General features: G+C 70.0%; 26 protein-coding genes. 5 read left to right on the forward strand and 21 right to left on the reverse strand.

The window, feature by feature from the left end; all coding sequences use genetic code 11:
• Window positions 1-112: 112 nt before the first annotated feature.
• Complete coding sequence (locus OG199_RS16755; RefSeq protein ID WP_356799723.1) at window positions 113-1,108, reverse strand: LysR substrate-binding domain-containing protein; 996 nt, start codon at window positions 1,106-1,108, stop codon at window positions 113-115.
• 159 nt (window positions 1,109-1,267) lie between these two features.
• On the opposite strand from OG199_RS16755, the gene OG199_RS16760 reads away from it, so the two are divergent.
• Together OG199_RS16760 and OG199_RS16765 are read left to right on the forward strand one after the other, a co-directional pair.
• Window positions 1,268-1,822 carry a peroxiredoxin gene (locus OG199_RS16760; protein ID WP_351715807.1) on the forward strand — a complete coding sequence of 185 codons (555 nt, stop codon included), beginning with the start codon at window positions 1,268-1,270 and terminating at the stop codon, window positions 1,820-1,822.
• Between the two features lie 6 nt (window positions 1,823-1,828).
• Window positions 1,829-2,362, forward strand: a complete 534-nt coding sequence (locus OG199_RS16765) for an alkyl hydroperoxide reductase (protein ID WP_356799725.1) — start codon at window positions 1,829-1,831, stop codon at window positions 2,360-2,362.
• A 277-nt stretch (window positions 2,363-2,639) separates the two neighbouring features.
• Here OG199_RS16765 and OG199_RS16770 read toward each other — a convergent pair whose 3' ends face one another.
• From OG199_RS16770 to OG199_RS16785, 4 genes are all read right to left on the reverse strand, one after another.
• Complete coding sequence (locus OG199_RS16770; protein ID WP_405830097.1) at window positions 2,640-4,109, reverse strand: AI-2E family transporter; 1,470 nt, start codon at window positions 4,107-4,109, stop codon at window positions 2,640-2,642.
• Between the two features lie 136 nt (window positions 4,110-4,245).
• Window positions 4,246-4,962, reverse strand: a complete 717-nt coding sequence (locus OG199_RS16775; protein WP_266701123.1) for a transglycosylase SLT domain-containing protein — start codon at window positions 4,960-4,962, stop codon at window positions 4,246-4,248.
• A 428-nt stretch (window positions 4,963-5,390) separates the two neighbouring features.
• Window positions 5,391-6,716, reverse strand: coding sequence for a PhoH family protein (locus OG199_RS16780; RefSeq protein WP_168530006.1), 1,326 nt, complete (start codon window positions 6,714-6,716; stop codon window positions 5,391-5,393).
• A gap of 312 nt (window positions 6,717-7,028) precedes the next feature.
• Window positions 7,029-7,802 (reverse strand): isoprenyl transferase, encoded by a 774-nt coding sequence (locus OG199_RS16785; RefSeq protein ID WP_266701122.1) that lies wholly within the window; start codon window positions 7,800-7,802, stop codon window positions 7,029-7,031.
• Between the two features lie 187 nt (window positions 7,803-7,989).
• On the opposite strand from OG199_RS16785, the gene mgrA reads away from it, so the two are divergent.
• Window positions 7,990-9,027 carry an L-glyceraldehyde 3-phosphate reductase gene (gene mgrA, locus OG199_RS16790; RefSeq protein WP_405830098.1) on the forward strand — a complete coding sequence of 346 codons (1,038 nt, stop codon included), beginning with the start codon at window positions 7,990-7,992 and terminating at the stop codon, window positions 9,025-9,027.
• A gap of 427 nt (window positions 9,028-9,454) precedes the next feature.
• Window positions 9,455-9,790, forward strand: a complete 336-nt coding sequence (locus tag OG199_RS16795; RefSeq protein WP_356799731.1) for a DUF192 domain-containing protein — start codon at window positions 9,455-9,457, stop codon at window positions 9,788-9,790.
• Between the two features lie 325 nt (window positions 9,791-10,115).
• Here OG199_RS16795 and OG199_RS16800 read toward each other — a convergent pair whose 3' ends face one another.
• Complete coding sequence (locus OG199_RS16800; protein WP_405830100.1) at window positions 10,116-10,892, reverse strand: class I SAM-dependent methyltransferase; 777 nt, start codon at window positions 10,890-10,892, stop codon at window positions 10,116-10,118.
• A gap of 86 nt (window positions 10,893-10,978) precedes the next feature.
• On the opposite strand from OG199_RS16800, the gene OG199_RS16805 reads away from it, so the two are divergent.
• Window positions 10,979-11,491 (forward strand): DinB family protein, encoded by a 513-nt coding sequence (locus OG199_RS16805; RefSeq protein ID WP_401799339.1) that lies wholly within the window; start codon window positions 10,979-10,981, stop codon window positions 11,489-11,491.
• A 42-nt stretch (window positions 11,492-11,533) separates the two neighbouring features.
• Here OG199_RS16805 and OG199_RS16810 read toward each other — a convergent pair whose 3' ends face one another.
• From OG199_RS16810 to OG199_RS16880, 15 genes are all read right to left on the reverse strand, one after another.
• Window positions 11,534-12,037, reverse strand: coding sequence for a GNAT family N-acetyltransferase (locus OG199_RS16810; protein WP_401799337.1), 504 nt, complete (start codon window positions 12,035-12,037; stop codon window positions 11,534-11,536).
• 78 nt (window positions 12,038-12,115) lie between these two features.
• Window positions 12,116-12,988 carry an LLM class flavin-dependent oxidoreductase gene (locus tag OG199_RS16815; protein ID WP_405830102.1) on the reverse strand — a complete coding sequence of 291 codons (873 nt, stop codon included), beginning with the start codon at window positions 12,986-12,988 and terminating at the stop codon, window positions 12,116-12,118.
• Window positions 12,985-13,515, reverse strand: coding sequence for a hypothetical protein (locus tag OG199_RS16820; protein ID WP_405830104.1), 531 nt, complete (start codon window positions 13,513-13,515; stop codon window positions 12,985-12,987). Before OG199_RS16820 ends, OG199_RS16815 begins: the two co-directional genes overlap by 4 nt.
• Window positions 13,512-15,818 carry a hypothetical protein gene (locus tag OG199_RS16825; protein WP_356799743.1) on the reverse strand — a complete coding sequence of 769 codons (2,307 nt, stop codon included), beginning with the start codon at window positions 15,816-15,818 and terminating at the stop codon, window positions 13,512-13,514. The genes OG199_RS16820 and OG199_RS16825 overlap by 4 nt, the downstream gene beginning before the upstream one ends.
• A 10-nt stretch (window positions 15,819-15,828) precedes the next feature.
• Window positions 15,829-16,302 carry a hypothetical protein gene (locus OG199_RS16830; RefSeq protein WP_356799745.1) on the reverse strand — a complete coding sequence of 158 codons (474 nt, stop codon included), beginning with the start codon at window positions 16,300-16,302 and terminating at the stop codon, window positions 15,829-15,831.
• A gap of 189 nt (window positions 16,303-16,491) precedes the next feature.
• Window positions 16,492-17,061 carry a dihydrofolate reductase family protein gene (locus OG199_RS16835; protein ID WP_405830106.1) on the reverse strand — a complete coding sequence of 190 codons (570 nt, stop codon included), beginning with the start codon at window positions 17,059-17,061 and terminating at the stop codon, window positions 16,492-16,494.
• Window positions 17,062-17,073: 12 nt separating this feature from the next.
• Window positions 17,074-17,727: an OmpA family protein gene (locus OG199_RS16840; RefSeq protein ID WP_329290109.1), complete on the reverse strand. Its 654-nt coding sequence runs from the start codon at window positions 17,725-17,727 to the stop codon at window positions 17,074-17,076.
• Window positions 17,728-17,729: 2 nt separating this feature from the next.
• On the reverse strand, window positions 17,730-18,323 hold the full coding sequence (locus OG199_RS16845; RefSeq protein ID WP_401799325.1) for a hypothetical protein: 594 nt from the start codon (window positions 18,321-18,323) through the stop codon (window positions 17,730-17,732).
• A gap of 15 nt (window positions 18,324-18,338) precedes the next feature.
• On the reverse strand, window positions 18,339-18,947 hold the full coding sequence (locus OG199_RS16850; RefSeq protein WP_405834567.1) for a pilus assembly protein TadG-related protein: 609 nt from the start codon (window positions 18,945-18,947) through the stop codon (window positions 18,339-18,341).
• Window positions 18,944-19,147, reverse strand: coding sequence for a hypothetical protein (locus OG199_RS16855; RefSeq protein ID WP_401799323.1), 204 nt, complete (start codon window positions 19,145-19,147; stop codon window positions 18,944-18,946). Before OG199_RS16855 ends, OG199_RS16850 begins: the two co-directional genes overlap by 4 nt.
• A gap of 102 nt (window positions 19,148-19,249) precedes the next feature.
• The gene (locus tag OG199_RS16860) at window positions 19,250-19,981 is read right to left on the reverse strand and encodes a response regulator (RefSeq protein ID WP_405830108.1); all 732 of its coding nucleotides are present in this window, start codon (window positions 19,979-19,981) and stop codon (window positions 19,250-19,252) included.
• Window positions 19,974-21,560, reverse strand: coding sequence for a sensor histidine kinase (locus OG199_RS16865; protein ID WP_405830109.1), 1,587 nt, complete (start codon window positions 21,558-21,560; stop codon window positions 19,974-19,976). Before OG199_RS16865 ends, OG199_RS16860 begins: the two co-directional genes overlap by 8 nt.
• On the reverse strand, window positions 21,560-22,450 hold the full coding sequence (locus tag OG199_RS16870; protein ID WP_356799755.1) for a DUF5936 domain-containing protein: 891 nt from the start codon (window positions 22,448-22,450) through the stop codon (window positions 21,560-21,562). The genes OG199_RS16865 and OG199_RS16870 overlap by 1 nt, the downstream gene beginning before the upstream one ends.
• Window positions 22,451-22,466: 16 nt before the next feature.
• On the reverse strand, window positions 22,467-23,405 hold the full coding sequence (locus OG199_RS16875) for a type II secretion system F family protein (protein WP_356799757.1): 939 nt from the start codon (window positions 23,403-23,405) through the stop codon (window positions 22,467-22,469).
• Window positions 23,406-23,430: 25 nt separating this feature from the next.
• Window positions 23,431-24,771 (reverse strand): CpaF family protein, encoded by a 1,341-nt coding sequence (locus tag OG199_RS16880; RefSeq protein ID WP_356799759.1) that lies wholly within the window; start codon window positions 24,769-24,771, stop codon window positions 23,431-23,433.
• Between the last annotated feature and the right edge of the window lie 5 nt (window positions 24,772-24,776).

Here is a 24,776-nt window from a genome sequence, read left to right on the forward strand (position 1 = left end):
GAACGGTCCCCGCCCTGTCCGGGCGGGGACCGTCATGACGTTCGGGCGTTGGCGCGTTAGGGCGTTAGGGCGTTAGGCGTTTGCGCGTTCTGGCGTTCAGGCGTTCAGGCGTTCAGGCGTTTTGGCCCAACACCCTTACCGGCAGCGGTCGCAGCGCCTCGCGCAGGGCCGCGGCCAGTTCCTCGTACTCCGCCCCCCGCGCCGCCCCCGTGCGCATCACCAGCGCGATCCGCCGGGTCGGCGCGGGGTCCGCGAAGTACCCGGTGAGGAGCTGGTCGCTGCGGGTCGTCTCGACCCTGACGGCCGTTCGCGGCAGCAGGGTCACCCCGAGCCCTCCGGCGACGAGCTGGACCAGGGTGGACAGCCCCGCGGCGGTGGTGGTGACGGGGGCGTCCGCGCGCCCCGCCTCCCGGCAGATGTCGAGGGCCTGGTCCCGCAGGCAGTGCCCCTCGTCGAGCAGCAGCAGGTTGAGCTCGCGCAGGGCTTCGCGCGCGATCCCCTGCCGCCCGCCCAGCTCGTGGTCCAGCGGTGTCACGAGCACGAAGTCCTCGTCGAACAGCGGGAGTTCGACGACGCCGGGCATGCCGAGCGGCACGGCGAGAAGCAGCAGATCGAGCCGCCCGACCGCCAGCCCCTCCAGCAGGTTGGCCGTCTGTTCCTCGTGGACCTGGAGGTCGAGGTCCGGGTAGCGGTCGTGGATCAGCCCGAGGACCGTGGGCAGGAGGTAGGGCGCGACGGTCGGGATGACGCCCAGCCGCAGGGCCCCGGTGAAGGGCGCCCGGACAGCCTCGGCCTCCTCCATGAGCGCGCCGACCTCGTCCAGTACGGCCTTGGCGCGTACGGCGAGACGCTCGCCCGCGGGAGAGAGCAGCACCTTGCGGGTCGTACGCTCCAGCAGGGTCACCCCGAGCGTCTCCTCCAGGGCGGAGACCGAGCCCGACAGTGCGGGCTGGCTCATGCCGATCGCCGCGGCGGCGTCCCGGAAGTGCAGATGCTCGGCCACGGCGGCGAAGGCGCGCAGCTGGGCGAGGGTGGGCTGGCGGCGGCCGTTCCCCTTCGGAACTCCGGTGCCTTTGGCGCTCGCTCGGCCGCCGACAGGGCTCACCATGGCGGCCGCCTCTCACTCATCGTCACTGATAGTTGCATCCAATCAACACGACAGAGTGTACCAATTTCACTAATCAATGCAGCGTGTGCCACGATCGGCAGCGTCCAACCCAAGGGAAAGGTCCTCAAAAGGGGCGTTCCCTCGCTGCAAGGAGAGCGCGTGCTCACTGTCGGTGACAAGTTCCCCGAGTTCGATCTGACCGCCTGTGTCTCGCTGGAGAAGGGCGCGGAGTTCCAGCAGATCGACCACAAGACCTACGAGGGTCAGTGGAAGGTCATCTTCGCGTGGCCCAAGGACTTCACCTTCGTGTGCCCGACCGAGATCGCCGCCTTCGGCAAGCTGAACGACGAGTTCGCCGACCGCGACGCCCAGGTGCTCGGCTTCTCCGGCGACTCCGAGTTCGTGCACCACGCCTGGCGCAAGGACCACGACGATCTGCGTGACCTGCCCTTCCCGATGATGGCCGACTCGAAGCACGAGCTCATGCGGGACCTCGGCATCGAGGGTGAGGACGGCTTCGCCAAGCGTGCCGTGTTCATCGTCGACCAGAACAACGAGATCCAGTTCTCCATGGTGACCGCCGGCTCCGTCGGCCGTAACCCCAAGGAGGTCCTGCGGGTCCTGGACGCTCTCCAGACGGACGAGCTGTGCCCGTGCAACTGGACCAAGGGCGAGAACACCCTCGACCCGGTGGCGCTCCTGGCGGGTGAGTGACCCTCCATGGCCCTCGATGAACTGAAGTCCGCCGTACCGGACTACGCGAAGGACCTGCGCCTCAACCTCGGCTCGGTCATCGGCAACTCCGATCTTCCGCAGCAGCAGTTGTGGGGGACGGTGCTGGCGTGCGCGATCGCGTCCCGTTCGCCGCGGGTGCTGCGTGAGCTGGAGCCGGAGGCGAAGGCGAACCTGTCGCCGGAGGCGTACACGGCCGCCAAGTCCGCCGCCGCGGTCATGGCGATGAACAACGTCTTCTACCGCACGCGGCATCTGCTGTCGGACCCCGAGTACGGCACCCTGCGGGCCGGACTGCGGATGAACGTCATCGGCAACCCCGGTGTCGAGAAGGTCGACTTCGAACTGTGGTCGCTGGCCGTCTCCGCGGTCAACGGGTGCGGGCAGTGCCTCGACTCGCACGAGCAGGTGCTCCGCAAGGCGGGCGTCGACCGGGAGACGATCCAGGAGGCGTTCAAGATCGCTGCGGTGATTCAGGCGGTCGGGACGACGCTGGACGCCGAGGCCGTCCTCGCGCAGTAGCCCCTACGGAAGGCCCCGTTCACCACATCGGTGAACGGGGCCTTCCGTATTTGTTCTCCGCCCCCAGACCCCCGTTCGGCCTGAACAGCCTTGTCCTCAATCGCCGGACGGGCTGAAATTCTGCAGCCCGGGCCCGCATCCTCAGCCCGTCCGGCGTTTGAGGACGAGCCCTTCGGGCGATGGCGGGGGTCCAGGGGGCGCAGCGCCCCTGGACGGGTCCGGGGCGGAGCCTCGGGGACGGGTCGGGTAGGGGCGGCGGGGGCGAGAGAACCCGGGGTCAGTCCCGGGAGGGCTCCGACGCCGTCGCCCCGCGCGGCTCCGACGCCGTCGCCCCGCGCGGCTCCGGCGCATGCCGCTGCCCCGGCTCCCGCGCATACGACCGCAGATATCCGACCACCGTGTTGGTGACCGCCACCAGCGGCACCGCCACCACGGCCCCCCCGATCCCCGCGACCAATCCACCCGCGGCGACGGACAGCACCACCGCCAGCGGATGCACCCTTACCGCCCGCCCCAGAATGAACGGCTGCAGGATGTGGCCCTCGATCTGCTGCACGGCGAGCACCACGAGCAGCGTCATCAGGGCGGTGAACACCCCTTGTGTCACCACCGCGACCACGACCGCCAGCGCCCCGGACACCACCGCGCCGACCAGTGGAATGAACGCGAAGAGGAAGATGAAGACCGCCAGCGGGACGGCCATCGGCACGTCGAGGAAGTAGATTCCGAGGCCGATGAAGATGGCGTCGATGAGGGCCACTATCACCGTGCCGCGCACATAGGCCGTCAGGGTCCGCCACGCTCGCGGCCCCGCTCCCGCCACCCCGGGCCGCGCCGCCGCCGGCACCAGCTTCAGCGTCCACTCCCAGATCCGCTTGCCGTCGTAGAGCAGGAAGAGCGTCGAGAACATCGTGAGGAGGATGCCGGTCAGCGCCTCCACGATGACCGTGACCCCTTCGAGCCCCGCCGACGTGATCTGGTCGGTGTTCGCGCCGATCGCGTCCCGCAGGTTCTTGGCGATCTCGTTGATCTGTTTGTCCGTCACGTGGAACGGGCTGTTGAGGAGCCACTTGCGCAACTCGTCGATGCCGTCCTGGATCTGGTCCGAGAGGTTGTCGATGTTCTCCTGGACCTGCCAGACCACGAACCAGCCGACCAGCCCCATGATGACGAAGCCGAGGATCGCGGTCAGCGCGGTGGCGAGCCCCCTCGGGAACCCGATCCGCTTCAGGCGCGCCACCGCCGGCTGGAGCAGCGCGGTGATGAGCAGCGCGGCGACGAACGCGAGGACGACCAGTTGTACGGCGCTGATGACGCGCATCAGTACCCACAGGGTGCCCGCGAGGACCAGCAGCCGCCAGCCTGCCTCGGCCGCGACGCGTACGCCCCACGGCACGGCCATCGAGGGATCGGGGCGCGCCGCTCCTTCGTACGCCTGGGCGACGGGAGCCGAGGTCGGTACCGGCACCGCGTGCTGGGACCCGGGAGCGGGCGAGGGCGGACCGGCGGAGTCCGGTGCGGACGTACGCGCGCGGTCCGGGTCGTCCGGGTCGGCGCCGTCGTCCCGCCTCCCGTACGCACCGGAGAAGTCCCCGGCGTCCCGTACGGCTCCGGTGCCGAAGGCGTCGTCGACGTCGAGCGCGCCCGAGGACTCCTTCTCCACCTCGGCGCGGCGTTCGTCCAACCGCTCCCCGAGCTCGGTCAGTCCGGCGCCGAGCCGGCCGAGCCACCCTGGCACTCGCGACATGATCGGTCCTCTTCCCCCGCTCCGGCCCACCACTCCCCCCTGGAGTCGTCGGCTCCGACCGTACATGGCCGAAGCCCCTCACCCTAGGACGGGGAGGGGCTTCGGAAGGTTGAGCGGCCGGAGTGCGGCGCGGGGCTCAGTACCAGTGGTTGGCCTGCCAGAACGACCAGGCCTCGCACGGGCTGCCGTAGCGGCTGTCCATGTAGTTGAGGCCCCACTTGATCTGGGTGGCCGGGTTGGTCTGCCAGTCGGAACCGACGGACGACATCTTGGAGCCGGGCAGGGCCTGGAAGAGACCGTAGGCACCGGAGGAGGCGTTGACCGCCCGGTAGTTCCAGCTGGACTCGTGGTCCACGATGTTGCTGAAGCACTGGAACTGCCCGCTCGGGACCATCGAGGACGCCATCGCCTGGATCTGCGCGGTGGTGTACGAGGCCTGGACCGAGAAGGTGGAGGCGTCGCGCGTCGCGGAGCGGCTGGCCGCCTTCTTCGCGGCCTCGCGCTCCTTGGCGTCCTTCTCGGCCTTTTCGGCAGCCTTCTGCTTGGCGACCGCGTCCTTGGCCGCCTGCAAGCGGGCGGCCTCCTCCGCGTCCTTCTTGGCGCTCGCGTCCGCGGCGATGGCCTGTGCGTCGGCCTGCTGCGTCAGGGACGCGGTCTGCACCTGGGCCTGCTGGCCCGCAGGTATGTCCGCGAGGAGGGTCGAGTCGCTCGCCGTTGCCTCGGCGTCGTTCGACGGCTGTCCAGTGCTGCCCGAGGCAACACCGGTAACGGCACCGACGGCGGTGACTGCGGTGGCCGAAGCCACTGCGAATCCCCGGACCGAAATCCGGCTCACACGGTTTCCTTCCAGCATCGCCCGCTTAGGTGACCCTCGCGGACGCAATCTTGCCCCTGGCGCTGGCCTCCGCACTGCATGGTCACGGGAGGCACGGGCCCGGTGGGCAACTCCCTCTCGGGGAGCGCCGCATGGTGCGCGGGCGGCATACGACGGCTCTATGGAGTTCTGAGGTTCCTGTTGTTCCGTACCGCTGGGGGTACAGGTGTGTCGTATGCGGGGCCTGACAGGACTGAGACTCTGCCGCAACCGGACGCGTCGAGGCAATTCCCAGTTGCGTGTGAAAGCTCACACCCCGTTTGCCCCAGCGGTTTTTCGGAAACAAGCGCGCACGAAGACGCCGCCCGGCTAGGCTCTTCGCCTTCTGCCGGACGGCGCCAACTACCGTGTATCCGCCACCCTTTGACCAAGTGCGGTCAGGAGGGGGCAGGCGGTGCCAGGTGGGGTCAGATCTGTCCGTCCTCCAGCATTTCGGTCACGAGCGCCGCGATCTGGGACCGCTCGGAACGGTTCAGCGTCACGTGCGCGAAGAGCGGGTGGCCCTTCAACTTCTCGACGACGGCGACCACTCCGTCGTACCGGCCGACGCGCAGGTTGTCCCGTTGTGCCACGTCATGGGTGAGAACCACCCGTGAATTGGCGCCGATCCGGGACAGAACGGTCAGCAGCACGTTCCGTTCCAGCGACTGTGCCTCGTCCACGATCACGAAGGCGTCGTGCAGCGAGCGGCCGCGGATGTGCGTGAGCGGCAGGACCTCCAGCATGCCGCGCGCGGTGACCTCCTCGATGACCTCCCGCGAGGTGACCGCCGACAGGGTGTCGAACACCGCCTGCGCCCAGGGGCTCATCTTCTCGGACTCGGAACCGGGCAGATAGCCGAGCTCCTGCCCGCCCACCGCGTACAGCGGCCGGAAGACCATCACCTTCTGGTGCTGGCGCCGCTCCAGGACGGCCTCCAGGCCCGCGCAGAGCGCGAGCGCGGACTTGCCGGTGCCGGCCCGGCCGCCCATCGACAGGATCCCGATGTCCGGATCGAGCAGCAGATCGAGCGCGATGCGCTGCTCGGCGCTGCGGCCCTTGATGCCGAACGCCTCCCGATCGCCGCGCACCAGGCGGACGTTGCCCTCGGACGTGACGCGGCCGAGGGCCTTGCCACGCTCCGACTGGATCGTCAGACCGGTGTGCACCGGAAGGTCGGACGCCTCGGGGACGTAGACGTGTCCCTCCTCGAAGAGGAGGTCCACCTGCTCGCCCGACAGGGTCAGTTCGGACATTCCGGTCCAGCCGGAGGAGCCCGTGATGGCCAGTTCCGCGCGGTACTCCTCGGCGAGGAGACCGACGGACGAGGCCTTGATCCTGAGCGGCAGATCCTTCGATACGACAGTGACGTCGTACCCCTCGGCCTGCAGGTTGCGGGCGACCGCGAGGATGCGGGAGTCGTTGTCCCCCAGGCGGTACCCGCTGGGCAGGACGCTGGGGTCCGAGTGGTTGAGCTCGACACGTACGGTCCCGCCCAGTTCCCCGATCGGGATGGGGGCGTCGAGGCGGCCGAACCGCACCCGGAACTCGTCGAGCAGGCGGAGGGCCTGCCGGGCGAAGTAGCCGAGCTCGGGATGGTGCCTCTTGGCCTCCAGCTCCGTGACCACGACGATCGGCAGCACTACCTCGTGCTCGTCGAAGCGGCTCAGGGCATTGGGATCGGCCAGCAGGACGCTGGTGTCGAGAACATAGGTGCGCCGGTCTGGCATACGGCGCTTTGTGCTGGTCACCACGGAAGGACGTACCCCCTCGGATGAGGTCGGGGAGCGACGAAGGAGATCTGGACCGGTCGACGGCCGCGCTGCGCGGGCCGGGGACCGGCCCTCCACTTCGTCCGTGCTGTGACCGCACGGTCGGGCTGGTGCAAAGGGCCTCCCGGGCGGACGGCCCCGTGCCGTCCGCTGAGATACGACACCCGTGGTTCGGGCGTCGACCTGCATGGCTTATGCCCTCGAACGCGCATGGCCATGCAAGAGCATGTGACCACGCGTTCGTTAACTCCGGATGACGTATGTCCCTCGCGGCGCCCCGGACGACCCCGTGGATCAGCCGCCGTAGCGGCGGTGTCGCGCCGCGTAGTCACGCAGGGCGCGCAGGAAATCGACCTTGCGGAAGGCGGGCCAGAAGACTTCGCAGAAGTAGTACTCCGAATGGGCGGTCTGCCAGAGCATGAATCCGGACAGACGCTGTTCGCCGCTGGTACGGATCACCAGGTCCGGATCGGGCTGGGCGCTCGTGTACAGGTGCTTGCCGATGAGGTCGATGTCGACGGAGTCGGCCACGTCGGCGAGCGAGGCGCCCTTGTCCGCGGCGTCGAGGAGCATCGAGCGGACCGCGTCGGCGATCTCCTGGCGGCCGCCGTAGCCGATGGCGACGTTGACGAGTATCCCGTCGACGTGCGCGGTGGCCTCCTCGGCCTCCTTGAGGGCCGTCTGCATCGGGGACGGCAGCAGGTCGGGCGTGCCGACGTGGTGCACGCGCCAGCGGCCGTCGGCGGCCAGGGTGCGCACGACGCCCTCGATGATGCCCAGCAGCGGGACGAGCTCGTCCGCGGGGCGGTCGAAGTTGTCGGTCGACAGCAGCCAGAGCGTGACGACCTCGACATCCGTCTCCGAGCACCAGCCGAGGAACTCCTCGATCTTGTCGGCTCCGGCCCGGTGACCCTGGGCGGCGGTGCTTCCGGCCGCCTTCGCCCAGCGCCGGTTGCCGTCCATGATGACCCCGATGTGCTTGGGCACCTGGTCGTGGTCGAGGTGGCCCTCCACCCTGCGTGTATAGAACCTGAGCAGCAGACGGCGCAGGTTGTCCCGCAGGTTCACGTGTTGTCAGCCCCTCCGTGCGGATCGGACCGGCGCGCCCGAGCGGCCTCGCTCGGCACAACCCCTGTCACGATGGCGGTCCCCGGGGGCGAAGCCTACCCCCGGCCCTGTCCCGCCGAAGCCCACCCCCGGGCCCCTGGCGGGCCTCCTCCGACGGGTGCCGCCGCCCTGGCATAGGTTCGTACCCATGAACGACCTGCCTCTTTACCGCGCCTCGACGGAGCGGTACGACTCGATGGAATACCGGCGCACGGGACACAGCGGCCTCAAGCTGCCGGCCGTCTCGCTCGGCCTCTGGCACAACTTCGGCGACGACCGCTCGCTCGACTCGCAGCGCGCGATCCTGCGGCGCGCCTTCGACCTCGGGGTGACGCACTTCGACCTGGCGAACAACTACGGTCCGCCGCCCGGCTCGGCGGAGCTCAACTTCGGCAAGCTCCTGAAGCAGGACTTCGCGCCGTACCGGGACGAGCTGGTGCTCTCCACCAAGGCCGGATACCTGATGCACCCCGGCCCGTACGGCGAGTGGGGCTCCCGCAAGTACCTGCTGTCCTCCCTGGACGCCTCGCTGCAGCGGATGGGCGTCGACTACGTGGACATCTTCTACTCGCACCGCTTCGATCCGGACACCCCGCTGGAGGAGACGATGGGCGCACTCGCGTCCGCCGTCCAGCAGGGCAAGGCGCTGTACGTCGGCGTGTCCTCGTACAGCAGCGAGCAGACCGCGGAAGCCGCCCGGATCCTCACCTCCATGGGTGTACGGCCGCTCATCCACCAGCCCTCGTACTCGATGATCAACCGCTGGACCGAGGACGACGACCTGCTCGACACGCTGGAGGCGGCCGGCATGGGCTGCATCTCCTTCGTGCCGCTCGCGCAGGGCCTGCTGACGGGCAAGTACCTCCAGGGCATCCCGGAGGGCTCGCGGGCCACGCAGGGGAAGTCGCTGGACCCGCAGCTGCTGAGCGACGAGGTGCTGCGCCGGCTGAAGGGGCTGAACGCCATCGCGGCCCGCCGCGGCCAGTCCCTCGCCCAGCTCGCGCTCACCTGGGTGCTGCGCGACGAGCGGATGACCTCCGCCCTCATCGGCGCGTCCAGCGTGGCGCAGCTGGAGGAGAACGTGGCGGCGCTGGCCGGTCCGACGCTCACGGACGAGGAACTGAAGGAGATCGACACCTTCGCGGTGTCGACGCCGGGGACGAACATCTGGGCCGGACGGCACTGAGTCACCGGACGCGTGCCCCCGAGGTCAGGGGGGCGCACGGGGGCGCAGACGCCGGTCCGGCGGGCCGCCGTGTCGGGGCACAAAAAACGGGCCGGTCCGTGGGGGGGAGACGGACCGGCCCGAGGGGGGGTTTCCACCATAACCCTTCGTAAGTGATGCTGCGTGCATCGGCGTGCCACAACTACTCTCCGAAACCGTCCGACGACGCCACGGTGAGCGCGGAATCCCTCATTCAGGGCGTGATCTTGGCCGAATCACAACGGATTCAAAGGGAATCGCGCGGTATTCGGAGGAATCCACAGGGAATCAGGGCGATCCACGGGGCCCGCGTCCCCGGGCGCCCCGCGCGCCCTCCCGCCCCTGCGTACTCCGGGAGAGTGACGCGCGTCCACGTCGCCCGCTTGACGGCGGCGCTAACTTCACAGCCATGGTCATGTTCACCACCGAACGGACGCCCGAACCCGTGCCGCTGGAAGTCGCCGAGTCGGCGCGGGCCCGACGCCGCGGCCTGCTCGGGCGGGACGGGGTCGAGGGGGCGTTGCTGCTCGGTCCGGCGAGCGCGGTGCACACCCTGGGCATGCGGTTCACGATCGATGTCGCGTACCTGGACCGGAGACTTCGGGTCCTGGCGGTGCGGACGATGCGGCCGGGCCGGCTGGGGCTCCCCCGCCCGCGCTCCCGGTACGTCCTGGAGGCGGAGGCCGGGGCGATGGAGCGGTGGGGGGTGCGGCGGGGGGCGCAGGTCACCCTGCACGGCCGGTGACCCCGCGTCAGGGGCGGACGCGGCACCGCGCAGCCCCCTCCACCGCGCGGTGCCACACACGCGCGGCTTTGCTCACGCGAATTACCTTGGTCTGAACTTACGTGAGGCGATCAGGCAGGGCGAGCCGCCCTCGATAACGATGCGGAAACCCCGCGAGCCGGCCCGGCATCCGGAGCGACATCTCGCACATGACGGCCCGCGTCAGGGCGTTTTCGGTCATTCGGTTCCGGCATGTGTCGATCATCCCGTTCGCCCCCGGATCGGGGTGGTGCAGAGGGTCTCGCCGAGCCGCCCCTCCGGACGGCCGCGCCGACCGCGGCGCCCCTCATTCCCGCGGCCCCGGCTTCCGCGCCTCGACCAGGAAGCGGGTGCTGTGGGCGACGAACGGTCCCTCCGCCTCGATCCGCTCGTGCAGGGAGCGGAGTTGGGGCCGGTACCGCTCGACGGTGAAGCCGGGGACCATCCAGATCACCTTGCGCAGGAAGTGGACCACGGCTCCGATGTCGAGGAACTCGACGCGCAGCCGCTCCGCACGCAGGCCGACGACGTCGAGCCCGGCGGCCTCCGCGGCGGCGCGGGCCCGGTGGGGGTGCCGGGCGTCCCTGACCGCCTCCGGCTGCGGCCCCAGGAAGTGCTCGACCAGTTCGAAGACGCTCGCGGGACCGACCTGCTGGGAGAAGTACGTGCCGCCGGGGCTCAGGACACGGGCGATCTCGGCCCAGTGGGTGCTGACGGGATGCCGGCTGGTGACCAGGTCGAAGGCGCCGTCGGCGAAGGGCAGTGGCGCGTCCTCGGGGGCGGCGACGACCACGGCGCCGCGTGGCCGGAGCAGGGCGGTGGCCCTGGCCACGTTCGGGGGCCAGCCCTCGGTGGCGACCATGACCGGGGGCATTTTCGGCGCGGAGGCGAGGACTTCGCCGCCGCCGGTCTGGATGTCCAGTGCGGCAGCGGCCCGCGCCAGCCGCTCCCCCATCGCCCGCGCGTACCCCCATGAGGGCCGCTGCTCGGTGGCACGGCCCTCGAACCAGGAGAAGTCCCAGCCCTCGACGGACGCGGACGCGGCCTCGGCGACGAGGGCTTCGAAGGTACGCGGAACGGTCATGACGGCGATCCTCCCAACGGCTGCCCGGGGAAGCGAGGCGTTTTCCGCCGCCCGGCCGTGTCGGTGGCCGCTGGTACGTTCCGGGTATGGCGACGAAGACCAGGACCCGGCAAGTGCCGTACACGGGCGGCGAGAAGGAGAGTCTGCACGCGAGTCTCGACCGGCATCGGGACGCCGTGCTCTGGAAGCTCGAGGGGCTCGACGACGAGCGGCTCAGGCGGGCGATGACGCCGTCGGGCACGAACCTGCTGGGCCTGGTGAAGCACCTCGCGTCCGTCGAGTACGGCTGGTTCTGCTCGACCTTCGGGCGGGCGACCGAGCCGCTCTGGTTCGACCCGGCCTCCGAGGAGGACATGAGCGCGGGCCCGGGCGAGACGACGGCGCGGATCGTGGAGTTCTACGGCCGCGCCCGCGCAGCCGCCGACCGCACGATCGCCGAGCTGTCGCTCGACGACGTGGGCACGTCGTGGAACGGCACGACGGTCTCCCTGCGCTGGGTCCTCATCCGCATGGTCGAGGAGACGGCCCGGCACGCGGGGCACATGGACATCGTGCGGGAGCTGATCGACGGCAGCACCGGGGGCCACCGGCCGGACTGAGACGGACACCGGTTCCCCCGCGCCGGCGGCCACGGACGTCAGTCAGAGGTGCTCGGGCGACGCGTCCCCCGCAGTCGGCCGGGGCTCCTCGGGGAGGACGAGCAGGGCGTGTTCGTCCGCGCCGTGGCGCACCGTCCCGGTGTGCCGGAAGCCGTGCTTCTCCAGCAGGCGGACCGACGCGGTGTTCTCGGTGAAGGGGTCGGCGTACAGGGGCCGGTTCCTTTCGATGCCGAGGAACAGGCCGAGGGCTCTGCCGCCGATGCCACGGCCCCAGTACGGGCGGCCGAGCCAGTAGCCGATGAACCGCCGGTCGTCCTCCCACCAGGCGACGATGCTGCCCGCCACCTCCTCGTCCACGACGACCGCCTGCACCAGGCAGGTCGCGTCGCCGAGGATGCGCTCCTTCCAGTGCCGCATGAAGGCGTCCCGCGGCCGTGGCGTGAACCTCGAACGCCGCAGGGCCTCGGGCTCGTGCTCGTACGCGAGGAAGGCCTCCAGGTCGGCCTCCACGACGTCCCGCAACCGCACGCTGACCTCTGTTGTCATACGCGCGAGTCTGGCACCCGGCACTGACAACGGGCCTGCCGCAGGACGGGCCTGCGGCCCGCTGGTCGTGTGCTCGGCCTATGGAACGAGCGCCCGCACCTCCTCGGCCGCGAACCGCACGAAGCCCTCGGGATCCGGTTCGTCGCCCGTCGGCTGGAGGATCACCGCGTCGGCCCCGGCCTCCACGAGCCGCCCCACGGCCTCGGCGACGGCGCCCGCCTCTCCCGCGACACCGAGGTCAGGGACCGAGCCGAGGCCCTCCGACGCGAACTCGGCCTTGAGTCGGGCTTCGGCGCCGGGTCCGGTGGCGGTCAGGAGATACACGACGACCCGGTGCGGGTCGCTGCGGCCGGCGGACGCGCGTCCCTCGTCGATGAGCCTGCGTGCGCGCCGTACGCCGGCCGGCGTGGTCGACGCGGTGAGGACGGTGCCGTCGGCCGCCTCCCCGGCGAGCCGCAGCGTACGCGGCCCGGTGGCGCCGGCGAGGACGGGCACGGGGGCGGCCGGGGGCCAGTCGAGGGCGACGTCGTCCAGGGTCACGTACCGCCCGCGCGTGGTGAGGCGCTCGCCCCGGAGCAGTGCGCGCAGCGCGTCGAGATGCTCGCGCAGCAGGGTCAGCGGCGACTCGGGCCGCGCTCCGACCTGCCCCATCCACTCCTGCACGCCGTGCCCGACACCGAGCACCGCCCGGCCCTGGAACATCCGGTCCAGGGTGGCGGCCTCCATGGCGACGAGCGCCACGTTGCGCAGGGGTACGGGAAGCAGGCCGACCCCGACGCGCAGGCGCTCCGTCCAGGCGAGCGCGGCGGCTGCCGCCGAGATCCCGCCCTCCCGGAAACAGTCCTCCCACAGCCACAGCTCCTCCAGCCCCACGTCGTCCGCGAGCCGGGCGACGTCACGGAGGCGTTCCGGGGGCAGTTGGGGGCGGAGGACCGCGCCGAGAGTGGTCATGGGGTCTCCATGCAGGGCTGCTGCTTCTTGAAGGCGGACGTGTACTCCACGATCAGCTCCTTCATCGCCGACTCGTCCCGGTGTCCCGGCTTGAGGACCTTGACGGCGACGGAGATGTCCTTGTCGCCGGTGCCTCCCCCACGGCACTCGACCACCGACACGGCGGCCCAGTCCGCGTACGCGACGCTGTTCCGTTCCGCGGACATCGGCTGCTTGACGCCGAGTTGGTTCACCGCGATGTCACGTGCCGAAGCACCCGCCTCCCGGCTCTCCCGCTCCAGGGAGAGCACCAGGTCACCGTCGACCGTCGCCTTGCACGTCGTGATCGCGTCGGCCACCGGGGTGGCCTCGTCGAGGGCCAGGTGCTTGCCCGCCGGCAACAGCCGGGAGAGAGCCTGCGACGGGGCCGGGACGCCGCACAGACTCTTCGGGAGCGTGTACTCCCGTTTCTGCTCCTCGGAGCAGCCGGCCACCGCGATCGTCATCGCGCCCACCGACAGACAGACCCCGCGCCATCCGTGCGTCAATTCGCGTCACTCTCCGAATTCCATTGGGCCCCGTCCGAGTGGCTGATGCCCGCAGCCGTACGAGCCGCGCGCTTGAGCGCTTCCGCGGTGTCCGGGTTGATGTCCTGATGGTTGACGAGCGCGCGCGAGACCGCGTCCTCGGCCGAGCGGATGGACTGCGAGCGCCCGTTGGAGTACTCGCCCCCCGCTTCTCGCTCCGCGTCCGTCGTCGTGTCCTGCTCGATGCTCTTCATGATGGATTCCTGGATGTCCTCGGAAGCCCACCCCAGCGGAGCTCCGAGAACCGGCACGCGCTCGGCGGCCTTGTCCATGCCCATGCCGAGGATTCGGTCCACCCACTTCTGCTTCTCCGCCGCCGCCTCGTTGAAGTCGGTGTCGGAGGCCGTGTGGTAGGCGTAGATGGCGTCCGCGCGGGAGTCGCTCATGATGCCCGCGATGGCCGCGCCGGGCGCCACCGCGTCACGCAACTGACCGTCCATGGAAGTGGCCGAGGAGCCGCCCCCGTTGATCACGTGGTCGACCGCGTCCGCCGTGTAGGCCTGCTGGGCCGTGGTGATGGCCGCATAGGCGTCGGGGTCCTGCCCCACCTCGCCCAGGAAGCGCTGCGCGTGGCCCGGATCGAGACCCACCTCGGCTCCAAAGGTGGGGAACAACGTGCTGGAGCCGCCCTCCTCGTACATGGCCCGCTGGAAGTCGCCCATGTACTCCGCGGTGATGTCCCCCAGGCTGCCCCGCAGGGCGTAGAGAGGTCCTGAGTCCCCGTCGACGTCACCGTTCTCGTTGTGCCGGATCAGTTCCGGGTTCGTGCCGAACTTGTCGACGATGTCATTGACGAGTTTGGCCCGCTCAGGAGTGTGCCGGATCGCGTCCGCCGTGTCGTCGCTGTCGTACGGGCGTCCGGTCGTCGCCGATTCGAGGGCGTGGCCGAGGGCCTCCGGGCCGTAGCCCAGCGCCTTCTTCGTCTTGTCCTCGTCGGCCAGGATGTTGGTGTCGTTCGTGTCGACGGTCCACTCGAAGTCCTTGTCGGTGAACACGTCCAGGTACGACTTGAAGTCGACCTTGCCGCCCGTCTTGACCGTGCCGTCCTCGTTGTACGCGGTGGGCGGGTCGGTGAAGAACTTCTCCGAGGCCTCCGGGCTGTGGCCGAGCGCCTCCAGGACGCTGTTGAGCGGGTCGTTGCCGGTGCCGAGCTTGCCGGAGGGATTGAAGCCGTAGATGTCCTCGCTGCCCATGGGCTTGTTGTTCAGGAAGCGGTAGGGGTCTTCCTTGTGGAGCTGGGTGATGTGCTCCGCGATCGGGTTGATGAAGCGGGCGTCGTAGTTCCCGTACCGGAGGAGTCCGCCGAGCACCTGGTACCCGTACGGCTTGTTCCACTGGCCCTTTTCCCAGCCGATCTCCTGGGTGCCGAGGCGGCGGAAGTCGGCGCCCCAACTGCCCGGCAGGTGGTGTGCGGTGTCCGGGTCGGTGGCGTTGGCCAGCGCGAAGCCCATGTTCTTCTGGAGGTCGCGTACGCCGTCCAACCGGACCTTGGACGCGTCATCGCCGGTCCCGTCGATGGACATCTCGGCGTAGAACTCCAGCGTCTTCTCCGGCCCGCCGAGACCCTCGTAGAACTCGGTGGCGAACTCGCCGTCCTTCTCGCGCCCGTTGTAGCGGATCAGCCGGTTGAGTTCGGCCAGTTCCTGGTCGGTCATCTTGTCGCCCTTGTGGGCGAGTTCCAGCGCGCGTTCGACCTGGGCGTCGTTCAGGGACTCGTACGCGCTGTGCCCCGCGTTGTGCGCATCGCCGCCGTGACTCTTGCGCAGGGCGCGAGCCACCGAGGCGTCGATCTCCGAGGCGTGGGCGAGGAGCCCGTTGATACGGCCCTCCAACTCCTGCCTGGCGTCGAGCTGTTCCTGCGTCCGTTCGTCCGTGTCGCCCCGGATGTGCGGGAAGAAGCAGCGGACCTTGCCGTCGCCGATGTCCTCCACGCGGATGCCGAGAGCGGGGGCGTCCGTCTGGACCGCGGTCCTGATCTGCTTCTGGAGGGCCGCGAGTTCCGTGTGGGCGTCGTCCAGGACCTGGTAGATGCTGTTGGCCTCAGTGTGGAGGTCGGCTATCTCCTTGGTCGTCTTGGCGACGAACTCCCTTGTCACGGTGGCGTTCACCCCGGCCCACCGGGCGGCGTCGGACTTGGCCTGCATGCCCTTGCGGGCGTTCTCCGCCTGGGTCTTCAGACCGTCGACGGTGTTCTTCCAGTCGGTGACGGCGGTGTCGAGCCTGCCCAGGTCGACCTCGACGAGGTCCGTGAACGTGAGTGCCATCCGGGCGCCCCTACTTGAAGTACTTGTCGAGTTCGGACACCGACTCCGCCGAGCCGTCCCGGCCCTGGAGCACGGCCGCGATCTCGGCGTCCTGCTCCGCGTGCAGCTTCTTGCTGAAGTCGAGGTGGTTGGAGATGTGCGCGCACGCCTGGAGCACCGACTTGGCCTGGGAGGTCCACACCGAGACCGTCAGCTCCAGGGCACCACCCATCTCGAAGCCGTGGGATTTCAGGGCGGCGGCGGACTGCATGGTCGAGCCCGCGCCCGCCTTGTCGGCGCCGGCCCCCGCGATGTCCGTCTTCTTGTGGAGCTCTCCGTAGAGGATGAACGCTTCGTGGCCCACGGCGCCCAGGTCGTCCTGGTTGACCACCAGATCGGCGCCGCCACCACCGCCCGGGTCGGCGGGCAGCTGGTTCAGCCGCATGTGCGTCGTGCTCCGCCGGGCCGCGTCGGCCTTCAGCTTCTCCCACTCGTCCCAGGCCATACGACCCGTGCCCTCCCGCGATCCCTACGGTCCCCGTGATCCCCGTGATCCCCGTGATCCCCGTGATCCCTGTGCTGCGGCAGCCGGTAGCGGCCCATGAGCGGCCGTCCCCCTTACCACGTCCTTACCGTAGCAATGGTGCCGTGAGCGTCGATCACTCGAAAGAGACCTCACATCAATGCTTCACACTTACCGCGCCGGCACTCGCTCGTACCGCAGGAGTACGACCCCGTTGCCGAAGGTGCGGGTCCCGGTGAGCCGGAGCGCGGTCAGGGCGTCCGCCTGCGGGAACAGGGGTTTTCCGCCGCCGATCAGCACCGGGTGGACGTAGATCCGGAACTCGTCGACCAGGTCGTGCCGCAGGAACGAGGCGGCGAGGTCGGCGCCGCCCAGGCCCAGGTCCCCGCCCGGCTGCTCCTTGAGCGCCCGGACCTCCTCCGGTACGACGTCCCGTACCACGGTGGTGTTCCAGTCGGCCCGCTCCAGCGTCCGTGAGTACACGATCTTCGGGATGTCCCGCCAGATCCCGGCGAACTCGGCCTCGGGGGGAGTGCTCGCGGGATCCTGGTCGGCGGTCGGCCAGTACGCGGCCATCAGCTCGTGCGTCACCCGGCCGTCCAGCAGAGCACCGAAGCGGCTGATCTCCTCGTTGAAGTGCCGGTGCAGTTCCTCGTCGACCCGGTGCCAGTCGATCTCGCGGTGCGGTCCCTCGATGTACCCGTCCAGGGACACCGACATCATCAGCACGATCTTTCTCATGACAGCACGCTCTCAGCTCTGGGTCCCCGACGAGGTACCGCTCGACGCGCCGCGCGGGAAGGTCACCTCGACGCGGCGGTTCTTGCGGCGGCCCTGTTCCGAGGTGTTGTCCGCGATCGGGTAGTCCTCGCTGTAGCCACGCACCTCGAAGGTGACGTCCGTCGAACCGAGCGCCGCCGCCAACTCGTCGTGGACGATCTCCGCGCGCTTCTTGGAGAGTGTCAGGCCGTGGGCGTACGAGCCGAGGTTGTCGGTGAACCCGAAGACCCTGACCGTCGTCGCCTTCTGGGCCTTGATCTCGTCCGCGATCGCGTCGATGCGGGCGCGGGCGTCCGGATTCAGTTTCGAACTGTCCTTGGGGAAGAGGACTTCGGCCTGCAGCGCGAACGTCACGTCCGAGTTGGTGTCCTCACGCCGCTCCTCCCCACCGAGGTCCTCCACCACCGACTTGATGTCCAGCACCTTGGCGGGGGCGAGGGTGGCGCCGTCGGCGAGTTTGAGGCCGGGGCTGGTGGCGTCCACCGAAGGAGGCGGCGAGGTGGTGACGCTGCCCGGGGGCACGCTGGGGTCGGTGCCGTCGGCGTACGCCGGTCCGGGGAGACCGAGGGCGACGAGTACGGCGAGGGCCGTGAGTGTCGTCGCGGCGGAGCGGGGCGGGAGGGCCATGGCTACTCGCCCTCGGAGATCTGGATGGAGGCGGGGGGCATGGAGCCGACCTGGAAATCGACATTGTCGCTGCCGGTGGGTGGAGCGGGGAACTGGGCGAACCAGTCGGCCGATTGGCCGGCCTCGACACCACCTCCGTCGAACTTCGTGCAGAGGCATCGCCCCTGGGTGTCGCGGAGAACCAGGTACTTCTTCTTGCCCTTGCTGTCGACCAGAGCCGCTCCGGCCATAGAGGCGCCGTTACCACTCAACTCGCGCTCGTCACCGCGCCAGTTCGAAGCGATCCAGAACTGGCCACCCCCGTTGGTCACCTTGCCGCTGACGGTCACGAAATCACCTTGGTCACGAACTGCCGACGTGATGGTGAGCGTGATGTCGCCGCCCTTCACCTCGGCGAGTGCCGGAGCCGTCTCCGGCGCCTTCGTTGACGGCGTACCGCCGCCGCCGCTCGTCGCGGAGGCTGACGCGGACGACGAGCCCTTGTCGGACTTACCGTCACCTCCCCCGCCGCAACCGGCCACCGTGAGGAGCAACCCAGTCGTGATCGCCACCGCGCTCAGCGCCCTGCGGCCCTTCATGGTGTGCCGAAAGTCCATCGGTACGGCTTCCTCTCACTCGGCCAGATGCACAGAGAACAGCACGGACGCGTCCGGAAGGTCGACCGGATCGAAATCTCCGGGGTCGATGTTCAGGGTCTCGCCGTCGCAGTTCAGCTCGACGGGCTTCTTGGGATCCGCAGCCGGATCGAAATCACAGCGCGGCTGGATGACGGCGACTGCATGCGCCTTGGCCCGCTGGTTCTCCGTACCGGGGATGATCGACGCGCCGACGGTGTAGGTGGTCTCGATGTCGACCCGGTATCCGGGATGGCCGTCCACTTCGGTGGGTTGGGCACCACCTAGGACGGTCGAGCGGTTCTCTGCGGCCAACTGCTGGGCCGCGGCGGTGGCCCCCGTACCCTCCGGGGACTGCACTCCGTCGAGCCAGTCGAGCCAGTCGTCGTCCTGGCCGATGACTGCCCCGAGTTTGTCCTTCAGCTCGTCACGGGCGTCCTGGGCCGCCGCCAACGCAGCAGCGTCCGCCGCGGTTTGAGCTCCATTGCGGGCGGACGCTGCCTGAGCGAACACGAAGAAGGCCAACGCGGCGAAGAGCAGAATCCCCGTCAGCCAGATGTAGATGGGGAGTGTCTGCCCTCGGTCACCGCGGAAAGAGCGGCTCAGCCACCGCCGGTCACCTGGGTGACGGCGGTCCGGATCGCGCCCGAGATCAACCCGTCCAGACCGATCTGGTCGATCAACGTGAAGATCCCCGCAATAATGATCATCAGGCCCGCGTACTCCACGAACCCGGCCCCCGCATCCCGCCGTTCGCCCCGCATCCGGGAGACGACAGTCCGCTTCCAGCTGTCGAGCTTGCCCATCGTCACTGTCCTCCCACGCGACACCAACACCAACCCGGGCACCGTACGTGAGAACCCGCCTACTCCGAGTGGGCCCAGGGGCCCAACTTCCGCGCGCTGGAGTCACCGGCTCCACCCCTCCCGCGCCGTCCCCAACCAGCGCGCGATCGCCTCGCTGCGCGAGGAACTGTGCAGCTTCGCGAAGATGCGGTTGATGTGGTTCTTGACGGTCTTCTCACTGATGAAGCAGGCGGCGGCGATCTGACGGTTGTTCATGCCGGCGGCGATGAGGTCCATCACCTCCACCTCCCTCGCACTCAGGTCGAAGTCGAGCCGGTCGGGCAGACGGCGGCGGAGCCCTGCTCCACGACCGGGGCGAGCCTTTGACGACTGTCCCACAAACGATTGCAGATGCGAAGAGATTTCGTTCGGTTCGTACGAAACACCGAGCGAATCCGGGAGAACACGAGGGCCGCGCCCCACATCCCGTACCGCGCTGATCAGTTCGGCCGTCGTGAACTCGCCGTGGACGAGGTAACCGACCGCGCCCCGGCGTGACGCCTCGGCCACGACCTCGGGTTCGCGGCTGTACGTCAGCATCATCACGGGGGCGAGCCGGGCCAGGTCGGGCAGGGCGGTGAGCCCGTCCGTGCCGGGCATGCGCACGTCGAGGAGGACGACGTCCGGGGGATGGGCGGTCGCCGCGGTCACGGCGTCCTCGCCGTTCGCGGCCTCGGCGACGACCTCGATGTCCGGATGGCCACCGAGAAGCGCGGCCAGTCCGGCCCGGACGACGGGGTTGTCGTCGGCCACCAGTACACGGAGGGGCGGGCCGATGACTGCCTGGTCAGGCATGTGCGGCCTCCTCTTGGGGGGTGTGGGGAGGAGTGGGGGCGAGGGGAAGGGCCAGATGGACCTCGGCCCCTCCTTGCTCGGGTCGGGTCAGGTCGATGCGGCCGCCCAGGGAGGCGGCGCGCTCCGCCATGCCGAGCAGGCCGAAGTGGCCGGTTCTGGTCAGGTCGCCGAGGGTGGCGCCGGGCGGAGGGCCCACCCCGTCGTCCCGCACCCGTACCGCGAACTCGGCTTCGCTGGTGTTCACTTCCACTTCCACCGTCACCGCCTTCGCGTGCGCGTGCCGGTGCGTGTTCTCCAGCGCCTCGGACACGATCGCGAGGACGTGGCGGGCGGTCGCGCAGGGCAGGACCGGGCGCTCGCCCCGGTGGCGGAGGTCTGTGGGGAGTTGGGTGCGCGCCTCGAACGCCAGGACCTGCCGGGCGAGTTCGGCCAGGACGTCCGTTTCCGGGGTGGTGAGGTTCGTATGACGGCGCAGGTCCGACAGAAGGTCCCGGGACTCCGCCGCCGCCCGGCGGGCCGCCCCCGCGACCGTCGTCGCCTGGCGCTTCAGCGTGCCCGGATCCGCACCGTCCGCCGAGGCCGAGGCGGCCAGCGCCTCCGCCGCCAGGGCCAGCCCGTGCAGCGTCTTCGCCACCGAGTCGTGCATCTCGCGTGCCAGGCGGGCCCGTTCCGACTCGACGGCCTCGGCGACGGCCAGGCGGGAGTTCGCCTCGGACAGTGCCTGGCTCGCCGTGCCGAAGCGGAACATCAGGTTGCGCAGGGTGACGCCGATGATGCCCGCGCCGACGCAGAACCCGGCGATCAGAAGGGTGTTGGCGCCGGCCCCCGGGTGGTGCTGCCAGGCCCGGTACACCGTCACCAGGACGATCAGCTGCAGGCCCGTGAAGACACCCGAGCCGCGCCAGCCGTACAGCAGGCCCGCCAGCAGCGGGGTGCAGACCGTCGCGTAGGCGAGGGGGGACGCGGGGGACGCCGTCAGGAGCAGCACCGCGCCGAAGGTCAGGTCCACGGCCATCAGGGTGGGGTGCGCGAGGAGGCGGGGGCCGAAACGGTCCCAGTCCCTGAGCATGGCGTACGAGCCCATGACGCCGAGGACGGCGGCGGCCAGGACCGTGTAGCGGGACAGGCCGTCGGTCGCGTTGGCCATCGCGAAGGGGGCGCCGATCGCGATCGCGGCGAGGCGGACGGCGAAGGCCTGGCGGCAGAGGGCCTGGAGGGCGTTGAGCTGGAGACGGACGTTGCCGGGGGCGGGGGCGTCGTCGGCCAGGTAGCCGGGTCCCGCGCCCTCGGGCCAGCTCGATGCCGCCGCCTCCCCGGCTTCCCCCGCCCACCCACGTTCCGCCGATGCCTCGGCTCCCCTTGTTCGCTCTGCCGCGTCCTCTCCCCCTGCCTCCGGGTGCCCGGCGGGGCTCGTGGAGTGCTCGGGTGCCCACGTCCGGACCAGCCGGGCCCACAGCCGGCCGGGCGGGGCCCACGGGTGGCCATGCGAGCACCCCGGAAGGCCTCGCCGCGCACCCGGCCGGGACAGTCGCGGCGCGGCGGGCGGCAGCCAGGGTGGCGGCGTACGGCGGGTGTTCATCAGCGGCCCAGGATCGAGCCGAAGTTCGTGCCCGACCCCAGGAACATTCCCGTGGCGATCAGGATCATCGTCGCCGGGAGCATGAAGACGAGGGTGACCATCGTCGCCTTGGGGATGGTCTTGGCCGCGCGGCGGCGGGCGTTCTGGGCGTCCGTCCGGCGCATGTCCGTGGCCAGCTGGATCAGGGTCTCGGCGATCGGGGAGCCGAGTTCCTCGCCCTGCTGCAATGCCGACACGAACTGGGCGACCTGTTCGGAGGAGTTGCGCCTGCGTAGTTCGTCGAAGGCCTGGCGGCGGCTGACACCCATGTCCATCTGGCGCAGCGTGATGCGCAGTTCGTCCGCCCACGGGCCTTCGTACTTCTCCGCGACGCGGTCCAGGGCCTGGCGGAAGCCGAGCCCCGCCGAGACCACGACCGCGAGGACGTCGAGGAAGTCGGGGAGGACGCGGTCGATGGCCTCCTTGCGTTCGCGGACCGCCTGCCAGATGAGGGCGTCGGCGGCGACCAGGCCGAAGGCCAGCGAGAGCACGGCGAACAGGAGCCGGCCGTTGGTGAGGAAGATCAGCCCCAGCAGGACGCCGAAGATGCCGTACACCGCGCGGCGCGCGGCGTAGCGGTTGAGCGTCAGACCGCCCGGGTTGCCCGCCATGTCTATGCGACGGCGTTTGGCGTCGACGCGGCGGGGGCCCATCAGGCGCAGCACCGTGGGCGCGAGGCGCATGCCGAGGCGGTCGACGGCGGAATCCGCCTTGGAGACGCGGGTTCCGCCGACCTCCAGGGCGAGCGCGAGGTCGCTGGGCAGTTTGGCGTCGGCGCGGATCATGCGGATGCCCAGCAGGGCGCCCGCGACGGCGGCGGCCGTCACGAGGGCGAGCAGCAGGGGGAGCAACGTGATCCCTCCTTCCTCAGACTTCGATCTTGCCGAGGCGGCGGATGACGAAGAAGCCGACGGTGTACAGGCCCAGCGAGATCAGGACGAGGGCCTGGCCGAGACCGGAGCCGGTGACGCGGGCGAGCGCGCCCTCGTTCGAGGAGTTGATCAGGAGCAGGGAGCCGAGGCCGAGCAACGGCACGGTGAAGGCCGTGGCGTTGACCTCGGAGAGCATCGTGCGGACCTCGCGGCGGGTCTCCTTGCGGTCCTCCAGGGTCTGGGTGAGGTTGCGCAGGGAGCTGACGACCGAGCCGCCCGCCTTGTTGGCGAGGACCAGTGTGGTGACCAGGACGATCAGTTCGCGGGAGGGCAGCCGCTCGGAGAGCTCGCCGAGGGCGTCGTCGATGGAACGGCCCATCATCAACTGGTCGGCCACATGGGCGAGTTCTTCGCCGGCCGGGTTCTCCAGCTCCTCGGCGGCCATCGCCAGCGCGGTCCGCATGGCGAGGCCGGCGGCGGTCGCGTTGGCCAGCAGCCGCGCGACGTCGGGGAGTTGGCCGATGAAGGCCTCGATGCGTTTCTGGCGCTGCCAGTTGAGGAAGATGACCGCGCTCCACACCCCGACCAAGGCGGCGATCGGGCCGAAGAAGGGGGCCAGCACCGAGGCCGCGATCAGCCACAGCGCGATGACGACGGCGGTGACGTAGGTGGCAAACTCGCCCGCCGTCACATCCAGGCCCGTCGCCGACAGTCGCAGGTGGATGGTGCGGCCGAGACGGGTGCGGCGCAGCCGGCGGTCGACGGCGGCGAAGCGGCGTACGCGGCCGGCGGCCGTGCGCAGCGGGCCCCCGGCGAGGCGGTCCACGAGGGCCTGGCGCTGGGCACGCCCGGAGGCGTACGTGTGCACGCCCGCGACGGCGAGGGTGCCGCACAGGACGGTGGCGCCGAGGGCCAGGACGGCGGGGTTGTTCACGGCTCGCTCCTCTCGGTCGTGGGGGTCATCCGATGGCCTGCCTGGGGTCGAGTGCGTCCAGGACCTCGACGACGCCGAAGGCGGGCGGCAGCGGCTCGTTGGCGACGTACAGCTTGTCCGCGACCGGGCGGGGCAGCGGGAGATGCTCGAAACGGCCGTGGACGACCCGGTCGGGGCCGACGGGGCGCGGGACGAAACGGGTGACGGGGACGACCCGGAACTGTTCGCGGCCGTGCGAGACCAGCAAGGCGATCTCGGTGATCCTGCGGGAGCCGTCGGCGTGCCGGGACAGCTGGACGACCACGTCGACGGCCGAGTTGATCTGGTCCTTCAGCGCCTCGAAGGGGATCAGGACCTCGGACATGGAGCCGAGGGTCTGGAGCCGCATGAGGGCGTCCTCCGCGGAGTTCGCGTGGACCGTCGCGAGTGAGCCGTCGTGGCCGGTCGACATGGCCTGCAGCATGTCGAGGGTCTCCCCGCCGCGGACCTCACCGACGATGATGCGGTCGGGGCGCATGCGCAGGGAGTTGCGGACCAGGTCGCGGATGGTGATCTGGCCCTTGCCCTCGACGTTCGGGGGCCGGGACTCCAGGCGGATGACGTGTTCCTGCTGGAGCTGGAGTTCGGCGGAGTCCTCGATGGTGATGATGCGTTCGTGGGACGGGATGAGCCCGGAGAGCGCGTTGAGGAGGGTGGTCTTCCCGCTGCCCGTGCCGCCGCTGACGATCACGTTGAACCGGGCGCGGACGAAGGCGGCGAGGAGCATCAGCATCTGCTCGTCGAGCGAGCCGAGGCCGATGAGCTCGGGCAGTGTGTACGCGCGGGGGAAGCGGCGGATGGTGAGGGTGGGCCCGGTGAGGGCGAGCGGCGGGATGATGACGTTGACGCGTTCGCCGGTGGGGAGGCGGGCGTCGACCATGGGGTTGGACTCGTCGACGCGGCGGTTGACCGTGGAGACGATGCGTTCGATGGTCTGCATGAGCTGTTCGTTGGAGGCGAAGCGGAGCGGGAGCTGTTCGACCCGGCCGGCCCGCTCCACGAAGATCGAGTCCGGGCCGTTGACCATGATCTCGGTGATCGACGCGTCGGCGAGCAGTGGTTCTAGGACGCCGAGTCCTAGGGCCTCGTCCACGACCCGGCGGATCAGCTGGGCGCGTTCGGCGGAGGAGAGGACGGGGCCTTCGCGGCTGATGATGTGGCCGAGCACGCGCTCCAGGCGCACCCGTCGTTCGGCTGCCGCGAGGCTCGACATCTCGGCGAGGTCGATCTCCTCGAGGAGCTTGGCGCGGTAGACGGCGACGAGGTGTCCGTCCTCGCGGGCGGGGCCTCCCTCGTCGGGGGTGGCCAGTCGGGATCGCAGGCTCATGGGTT

It is taken from the genome of Streptomyces sp. NBC_01176 (genome assembly GCF_045039825.1).
Taxonomy (GTDB): Bacteria; Actinomycetota; Actinomycetes; order Streptomycetales; family Streptomycetaceae; genus Streptomyces.

Excerpts from the sequence above, each read along its gene's own strand:
- OG199_RS16755 (WP_356799723.1), bottom strand. The coding sequence starts at position 1,108 with ATGGTGAGCCCTGTCGGCGGCCGAGCGAGCGCCAAAGGCACCGGAGTT.
- OG199_RS16765 (WP_356799725.1), top strand. The coding sequence starts at position 1,829 with ATGGCCCTCGATGAACTGAAGTCCGCCGTACCGGACTACGCGAAGGAC.
- OG199_RS16770 (WP_405830097.1), bottom strand. The coding sequence starts at position 4,109 with ATGTCGCGAGTGCCAGGGTGGCTCGGCCGGCTCGGCGCCGGACTGACC.
- OG199_RS16775 (WP_266701123.1), bottom strand. The coding sequence starts at position 4,962 with ATGCTGGAAGGAAACCGTGTGAGCCGGATTTCGGTCCGGGGATTCGCA.
- mgrA (WP_405830098.1), top strand. The coding sequence starts at position 7,990 with ATGAACGACCTGCCTCTTTACCGCGCCTCGACGGAGCGGTACGACTCG.
- OG199_RS16795 (WP_356799731.1), top strand. The coding sequence starts at position 9,455 with ATGGTCATGTTCACCACCGAACGGACGCCCGAACCCGTGCCGCTGGAA.
- OG199_RS16800 (WP_405830100.1), bottom strand. The coding sequence starts at position 10,892 with ATGACCGTTCCGCGTACCTTCGAAGCCCTCGTCGCCGAGGCCGCGTCC.
- OG199_RS16805 (WP_401799339.1), top strand. The coding sequence starts at position 10,979 with ATGGCGACGAAGACCAGGACCCGGCAAGTGCCGTACACGGGCGGCGAG.
- OG199_RS16810 (WP_401799337.1), bottom strand. The coding sequence starts at position 12,037 with ATGACAACAGAGGTCAGCGTGCGGTTGCGGGACGTCGTGGAGGCCGAC.
- OG199_RS16815 (WP_405830102.1), bottom strand. The coding sequence starts at position 12,988 with ATGACCACTCTCGGCGCGGTCCTCCGCCCCCAACTGCCCCCGGAACGC.
- OG199_RS16825 (WP_356799743.1), bottom strand. The coding sequence starts at position 15,818 with ATGGCACTCACGTTCACGGACCTCGTCGAGGTCGACCTGGGCAGGCTC.
- OG199_RS16830 (WP_356799745.1), bottom strand. The coding sequence starts at position 16,302 with ATGGCCTGGGACGAGTGGGAGAAGCTGAAGGCCGACGCGGCCCGGCGG.
- OG199_RS16835 (WP_405830106.1), bottom strand. The coding sequence starts at position 17,061 with ATGAGAAAGATCGTGCTGATGATGTCGGTGTCCCTGGACGGGTACATC.
- OG199_RS16840 (WP_329290109.1), bottom strand. The coding sequence starts at position 17,727 with ATGGCCCTCCCGCCCCGCTCCGCCGCGACGACACTCACGGCCCTCGCC.
- OG199_RS16845 (WP_401799325.1), bottom strand. The coding sequence starts at position 18,323 with ATGGACTTTCGGCACACCATGAAGGGCCGCAGGGCGCTGAGCGCGGTG.
- OG199_RS16855 (WP_401799323.1), bottom strand. The coding sequence starts at position 19,147 with ATGGGCAAGCTCGACAGCTGGAAGCGGACTGTCGTCTCCCGGATGCGG.
- OG199_RS16860 (WP_405830108.1), bottom strand. The coding sequence starts at position 19,981 with ATGCCTGACCAGGCAGTCATCGGCCCGCCCCTCCGTGTACTGGTGGCC.
- OG199_RS16865 (WP_405830109.1), bottom strand. The coding sequence starts at position 21,560 with ATGAACACCCGCCGTACGCCGCCACCCTGGCTGCCGCCCGCCGCGCCG.
- OG199_RS16880 (WP_356799759.1), bottom strand. The coding sequence starts at position 24,771 with ATGAGCCTGCGATCCCGACTGGCCACCCCCGACGAGGGAGGCCCCGCC.